Here is a 6,291-nt window from a genome sequence, read left to right on the forward strand (position 1 = left end):
GCCAAGGCAGGTGCTTAAAAAAGTTCTGGCTACGTAACAAGGAAGTATCTCGATGCAGCCGTTTGCAATCCGAACCATCATTTCGGCAGTTATCCCTGCGGTTCTGGTAGTCATCTTGCTAGCCTTACTCATTGCCCAGCAATTCCAAGGGCACCGAATTTCACACTCTCATGATCCACTCGTTCCCCTGTCCGGGACGCCTTTGAGCGCGCTTCCAGACCTCTACCCTGTCAAAAGCACTAACGGTGTTTTGAACCTGGACATCGACAAATTGAACCAGGCGGTAATGCACCTTTTAAGTCAGAACAATCCGAAGGCTGCAGCGGATCTCATCTACATCGTCCAGGCGAACAACACCCTGTTGATGCTAGATCACGACAACAAAGTTCGCTTTTTCGAGCTGGTTGAGAAGTACCACTACGAAGACATATTGGAAATCCGGAAGCACAAGGATGCGGTGTTCAGCGTGTATACGGACATTGTGAATGGGATCGGTCGGACATTTGCCGGCACGGGCGTTGAAATCGTGCTCCATGACACGCGAAATCCGCTGGCCTCAATTATAGCCATCCAGAACCCCATTTCCGGGCGCCGACTGGGCGATTCGACGACTAATTTTGGTTTGGAGCTCATTCGTGAGTACGCAGTCGGTAAGAGCCGTGGCGTGAGTTTCATCAGCTATGGGCTTACGCTCGCGGATGGTCGAGACGTTAAGTCAAGCACGATCCCTATCTACGACCCACGTTTCGGGCTCATTGGCTTCATTTGCATGAACATAGACGTTTCGAAGCTGGATGAACCACAGTCACAGGCCGCTCTGTCATTTCTTGAGAATTTTGCGGCGGTTAATGAAAACACAAAGATCAATGAGCTGATCGATCACTCGAAACGGAATGGCTGACCACGAGGACGGCGATAGTGAATACCGTTAATATCTGCCTCGAACGGACTAAACCCCAGCTCGCACTGAATGGAAGCCAGGGTTTCCTCGGATGATATGATGGTGGCCAACATTGTAGCCGTCTAATCAGCAGCCGAAGGAACGGGTGTCTGTGTCGGACAGCAGGGCGCTGATGCGTTCAAGCAATGTGTGTGAAAAATTTAACCTGGAAATAAAAACGCTTCCCATGTAAGCCCAGAGATTTTGAGCCAAGGATAGGCCTATGTTGTTCGCAGTATTTACATCACTCCTCATCATCGGTATCACCATCACCTCAGTCCGTGCGGTTCAGGGATCTTTTTGGTCCATGGTCTTTAATTGGGTCGTCGCAGGTCTTCTATTGGGACTATACCTGGCAGTGGCCGGCCATTTCCCAATATATCGTTACGTCGACGAGCTGATGATTACTGCTCTCACAATTGCCTTATTCGGGAACCTGGCTCTCGTAATCTGGATTTCCAGCCTGAAACGGAAATATCGCAGTCAGACGAAGGCTATTGCGATGAAGCAGAATTTGCTGGCTATCGCGGCCCATGAGCTCCGAACTCCAATCACAAACCTGCGCTCTCAGGCGGATCTGGCGGTCAATTACGTTGGTCAGAAAGCCTTCAGTGATGCTGAGAGCATTCTGCAAATGTCGCTGGACGATCTCGACATTCTGGACCATCACGTTAAGGCGATTCTTGCCCTGGCCGCCCTGGAAAACGGAACACTGGCCACACATAAAGAATGGTTTGCTGTCAGCAAGATGGTGTTAGAGCTGAACAGTCAGTTTGCGGGCAAGGCCAACGTGGCGCTGATCTGGGAGTGTTGCGACGATGAAAAGCTACGAGCGACGGAGCTCTACACTGACTATGATCTGATCAAGGTGGTGGTCCGAAACGCCATCGAGAATGCATTGAAGCACACAAAGGATGGTTTCGTTCGTCTGTCCATGACGCTTGAGGAGGATTATGTCGAGGTCACGGTACAGGACACTGGTAGCGGGATGTCCACAGACGAGATGAACGACCTTCATTGGCACGGAGACGCCCTTACCCATGGTATTCGGCGGGGCAAAGATGGGTGGGGCATCGGGATGCCTGTCATGAAAGCTTTTACTGAATTTCTGGGTGGCACCATCGCTATTGATTCCAAAGAAGGGTTTGGCACGAAACTGAGCATCAAATTGCCAATTAGCCATCGCCAAGGGACAGTTGACACAAAAAGTCCTGAGGGCGAATACGAGGCGAACGACTTTCACTCTAACCTCGATTACACGATGGTTGATCAGGGTGACAATAAACTGAGGGTATTGCTCATCGACGACAATGAGACATACCTGCAGCAGATGCACCGAATGTTTGCGCCGAAAATCCTTGATACCAGTCAGGTTCAGTTGGTCACTTGCAATGATCCGGTCCTGGGTATCTCGCACTTAGAAGAAGAGCGTTATGACCTGCTGCTGGTTGATTTCCACATGCCGCAAATTGACGGGCTCAAGCTGCTTGAGTGGCTGAAAAATGATGAGGCTCATCCGAACCAGGATATAAGTAAAATTATGGTGACGGCGGATCCGAACATCCCACAGACAACGCGCGGAGCTATTGTTAAGGCCGGCGCTCGAATTGTGTCGAAAGGCATGTCTGTTGAGGACGTGCGGATGTTGGTTTCGGAAGCTATTCGTCAGAAGTTCAATCCTCAGGATTACAGCCGATCAGCTAGCTGACGCTTTCCTACTGATGCTGCTCACGTATTGGAGTTGAAATCGAAGTTATCTACCAATGAGGTGCATGCCGGATGAGTCCCACTGCGCCGATGGGCAATCGGACAGCCTAAGTTCTGACGACGGGGATATCGGACCAACGGGTGGTGTAAGCTGGGGATAAATTTTCCCGGCGCATCTGCCAGTTCGTATTTTTGTGGATCTGACGCCCAAAGCGGACCGTGTTTTTACCCGCAATGCTGTTGATCTTATCCAGGGTCCGCATCAGCTCCTGATCTCGCTTGTCGTCCTCAATTCGACTGAAAAAGTCTGACTGGCATGCACCAGGCGCTCGAAAGTCGGAAAGCACGATGCCTGCCTTGTTGTACTTATATCCATCGCGCCAGAGCGCCCTAGCCAGAGTCACCGCCTGTTTGCATATCTCGCGGGTGTCCGCGGTTGGATACGGCAAAGCAATGCCCTTCTGGTTCGCATAGTGCTCGCTCGACCGGTACCGGCTGGTCGACATGAAAGTTGCCAGATACCCGCATTCACGATTTTCCTTGCGCAGCTTCTCGGTGGCCCGGGTTGCATGGTGTGACACGGCCGCGAGCATGGAGTCCAGGTCGGTCACCGGTGATCCGAACGATTTCGAGCAGAGGATTTGTTTTTTGGCCGGGGCCACTTCCAGAAGGTCGTCGTGGCACGGAACCCCGTTCAGCTCTCTAACGGTGCGCTCGACAACGACCGAAAAATGCTTTCGAATCCATTTGGGATCTGCGTCCGCTAATTGGAGCCCGGTTTCAATCCCAAGATCCGCCAACCTTTTACTCAGTTTGGAGCCGATCCCCCAGATCTCGCTGGCCGAGACCAGCTTCAGCAGTCGGCGCTGTCGGTCGCGATCGGTCAAGTCCACCACGCCTCGGGTTGCCGGATACTTTTTGGCGCCGTGATTCGCCAGCTTTGCCAGTGTGGGACTGGGTGCTACGCCGACGCAAATTGGCAGACCGGTCCACTGCTTCACCACGTTTTTGATTTGATGCCCAAAATCCTCATAGGACATGACCGATTCAATGCCGGTCAGATCGAGAAACGCCTCATCGATGCTGTATGGCATGACCCCGGGCGAAAAGGTCGCCAGAGTCTGGATGAAGCGAAAACTCATGTCGCCGTAGAGCGCATAGTTTGAAGAGCACACCACCAGGCCGTTCTTCTCGACATGCTCCTTCAGCTCGAAGATCGGTTGTCCCAGATCTTGATACCCAGGGCCTTTGCTTCGGCATTGCGCGCCACCGCGCATCCGTCATTATTCGAAGCCACGACAACCGGACGGCCGACTAGTGAGGGATCGAACACCGTTTCACAGGCCGCGTACATCGCGTTCACATCGCACAGGGCGAATATCTGTTTCATTTCAGAGTGCATGCACGACGGTTGTTACGACACCGAAAATTTCGAGTTCATCTTCATCGCGAAGCGTGATGTCCGGGTAATCGTCGCTCTCCGCTCGGAGGACAGGTTTGCTGGGGACGCTCAAATCTAGTCGTTTGCACACAAACTCCCCGTCGACCGAGGCAATGACGATCTTCCGGTGGCCGGGAGGGAGGCTGCGATCAACGACCAGCACATCCCCGTCATGAATGCCGGCTTTTTCCATCGATGAGCCAGAAGCACGGACAAAAAAGGTGGCGGCCGGTGTGCGAATGCAGAGGTCATCCAAGGACAGCGTTTTTTCAATGTAGTCCTGGGCTGGCGATGGAAAACCCGCTTTAACGGTATCGGCGTAGAGTGCAATTGAACGTTGGAACTGTTCGGCGGGACGGAAAATTTCTGTGATCAACATCTTGGCGTTCCGATTTGATGTACTGTATGGATGAGGCTATGTTGGCTAACGCTGTTGGTACGCTCCAATAATACTGTATATACTACTGTATAAGCAGTCCTTCGGTGGAGCGCAACATGAAAAAAGCTGACCTTAATGCCCTCGAAAAGGCCTTGACCCACCTCCCGGTTGATCTCAAACAACACCTTGCTAATCAGCTTCTTGGGCAAATCAATGCTCAGGCTCACACCTTGCTGGAAACGGCCAGATCTCACCTATGTCCGCATTGCGGTCATGAGCACGTCGTCAAGTGGGGACATTCTGGTGGTTTGCAGAGATATCGTTGCCAGAGCCTGACCTGTCACAAGACCTTTAATGCCGTTACAGGTACATCACTGACCAGGTTGCATCACCGCAACAAGTGGTTTGATTATCTGAGATGCATGCGAGACAGCCTGACTCTGCGGGTATCGGCATTTCGAGTAGGCATTGATTTAAAGACAGCTTTTCGATGGCGTCACCGTTTTCTGACTGCCAGTGCAAACGCCAACGCAAATGCCCTTTCCGGCATTGTCGAAGTGGATGAAACCTTCTTTACCGCGTCTTGCAAAGGCAAGCGCAACATCACGCATCGCAGTTCCAGGAAGCGGGGCGGGGAAAGTAAAAATAAGCATAAAGCGAATAAAATTCCGGTACTTATTGCACGGGATCGCAACGGTAACATCAGTGATTTGGTAGATCCTGCATTAAACAAACCGACGGTGCATGCTTTTCTGACGCCGATTATCAATCGTGACTCGATTCTATGTTCAGATGGCCACAGTTGGTACAAAACCTTCTCCAAGAACCAAGGTATTGCTCACCACCGACTGATCACACTCGATAATCAACGAGTGATCGGCAAGGAATACCACATACAGAACGTAAACGGTTATATGAGTCGATTGAAGGGCTGGATAGCGCGGTTTCATGGGGTTGGGACAGCATATCTGCCGAGCTATCTGGCATGGCGGCGGCTATTTGAGCGTGCTCAACCTACCGAAGAGGCTTGGCTGCGAATTGCGATAGGTGCAAACCAACAGCCAATGCCAACATAGCCATGGATGAACAGTATATTTATTCAGAGTGCCAGAGGCGACCCCTGTATTTAGATTATGCATTGTTATACCAGATCCGCATCGGGCATCGCCCTATTCCAGCCCGCGACTCCGGAGAATGACGCAACCTGGTAGAGGGTTTTTCCATCCCGAGCAACGCGCGGCGAAGCCGTGCCCAGGTTATGTAAGGTTATGTAAGGTTATGGTAGGAAAAGGAAGGAAAAGATAGGCGGACCAAAGATGCGATTAACGAGATGTTGGCGGCGGACTCCCTAATTTGATAAAAACGAGAAGCTGATCTGGTATAAAAAACCATCTATAGAGCTGTTCTCGTTTTGCAGTTTAATGAAGCGTATTTGTGAAAGGATTTTCACATTCAATGTCTCGTAACTATTGTTGAGAGGTCCCAAAAACTTCCCTCCCAACCGCTTATGGCTCCATTATCTCCACACACGGGGCAGCGCCACACAATGGCATCGTCTTCCGGATCAATGTAGCTCTGTATCTCACCGACACACGGTTTTCTCATTGGCTTCCTGCGGCATAGAACTTTAGGAAAAATTCCCTCTTCGTCAATGTCGCCACTGGTTTCTTTGACAATGGCGACAAAAAACTCAGCAAGACGTCGACCAGGACCTGATTCGATCCCGATGGACCCATCCTGCTGCAAATAATGCCGAAGGTTAACAATCCAAGTATCAGCCATGCGTTTACAACACCGGTCCAATCAAAGGTAGTAGTGATCGTT

Annotated in this window: 7 protein-coding genes; 3 read left to right on the forward strand and 4 right to left on the reverse strand. The window is 51.2% G+C overall.

The window, feature by feature from the left end; translation table 11 throughout:
- The first annotated feature begins 52 nt into the window (after window positions 1-52).
- Together ABJM11_RS17785 and ABJM11_RS17790 are read left to right on the forward strand one after the other, a co-directional pair.
- On the forward strand, window positions 53-901 hold the full coding sequence (locus ABJM11_RS17785) for a PAS domain-containing protein (protein WP_100689756.1): 849 nt from the start codon (window positions 53-55) through the stop codon (window positions 899-901).
- A gap of 262 nt (window positions 902-1,163) precedes the next feature.
- On the forward strand, window positions 1,164-2,648 hold the full coding sequence (locus tag ABJM11_RS17790) for a hybrid sensor histidine kinase/response regulator (RefSeq protein ID WP_100689755.1): 1,485 nt from the start codon (window positions 1,164-1,166) through the stop codon (window positions 2,646-2,648).
- A 106-nt stretch (window positions 2,649-2,754) separates the two neighbouring features.
- Here ABJM11_RS17790 and ABJM11_RS17795 read toward each other — a convergent pair whose 3' ends face one another.
- Genes ABJM11_RS17795 through umuD form a run of 3 tightly spaced genes read right to left on the reverse strand, consistent with a single transcriptional unit; the run spans window position 2,755 to window position 4,467 of the window.
- The gene (locus ABJM11_RS17795; RefSeq protein ID WP_227521127.1) at window positions 2,755-3,924 is read right to left on the reverse strand and encodes a DUF4113 domain-containing protein; all 1,170 of its coding nucleotides are present in this window, start codon (window positions 3,922-3,924) and stop codon (window positions 2,755-2,757) included.
- A complete protein-coding gene (locus tag ABJM11_RS17800) occupies window positions 3,852-4,049 on the reverse strand; it encodes a nucleotidyltransferase (RefSeq protein ID WP_348296202.1) in 198 nt (65 codons plus the stop codon). The genes ABJM11_RS17795 and ABJM11_RS17800 overlap by 73 nt, the downstream gene beginning before the upstream one ends.
- Entirely contained in the window at window positions 4,039-4,467 is a 429-nt protein-coding gene (umuD, locus tag ABJM11_RS17805; protein WP_100690104.1) for a translesion error-prone DNA polymerase V autoproteolytic subunit, read from the reverse strand. Before umuD ends, ABJM11_RS17800 begins: the two co-directional genes overlap by 11 nt.
- Before the next feature lie 116 nt (window positions 4,468-4,583).
- On the opposite strand from umuD, the gene ABJM11_RS17810 reads away from it, so the two are divergent.
- Window positions 4,584-5,543, forward strand: a complete 960-nt coding sequence (locus ABJM11_RS17810; protein ID WP_100690103.1) for an IS1595 family transposase — start codon at window positions 4,584-4,586, stop codon at window positions 5,541-5,543.
- Window positions 5,544-6,068: 525 nt separating this feature from the next.
- Here the strand turns inward: ABJM11_RS17810 and ABJM11_RS17815 are convergent.
- Window positions 6,069-6,291 (reverse strand): hypothetical protein (locus ABJM11_RS17815; protein WP_348296203.1); only part of this gene is annotated, 223 nt, incomplete at its 5' end.

The organism is Marinobacter sp. (genome assembly GCF_039977835.1).
Taxonomy (GTDB): domain Bacteria; phylum Pseudomonadota; class Gammaproteobacteria; order Pseudomonadales; family Oleiphilaceae; genus Marinobacter.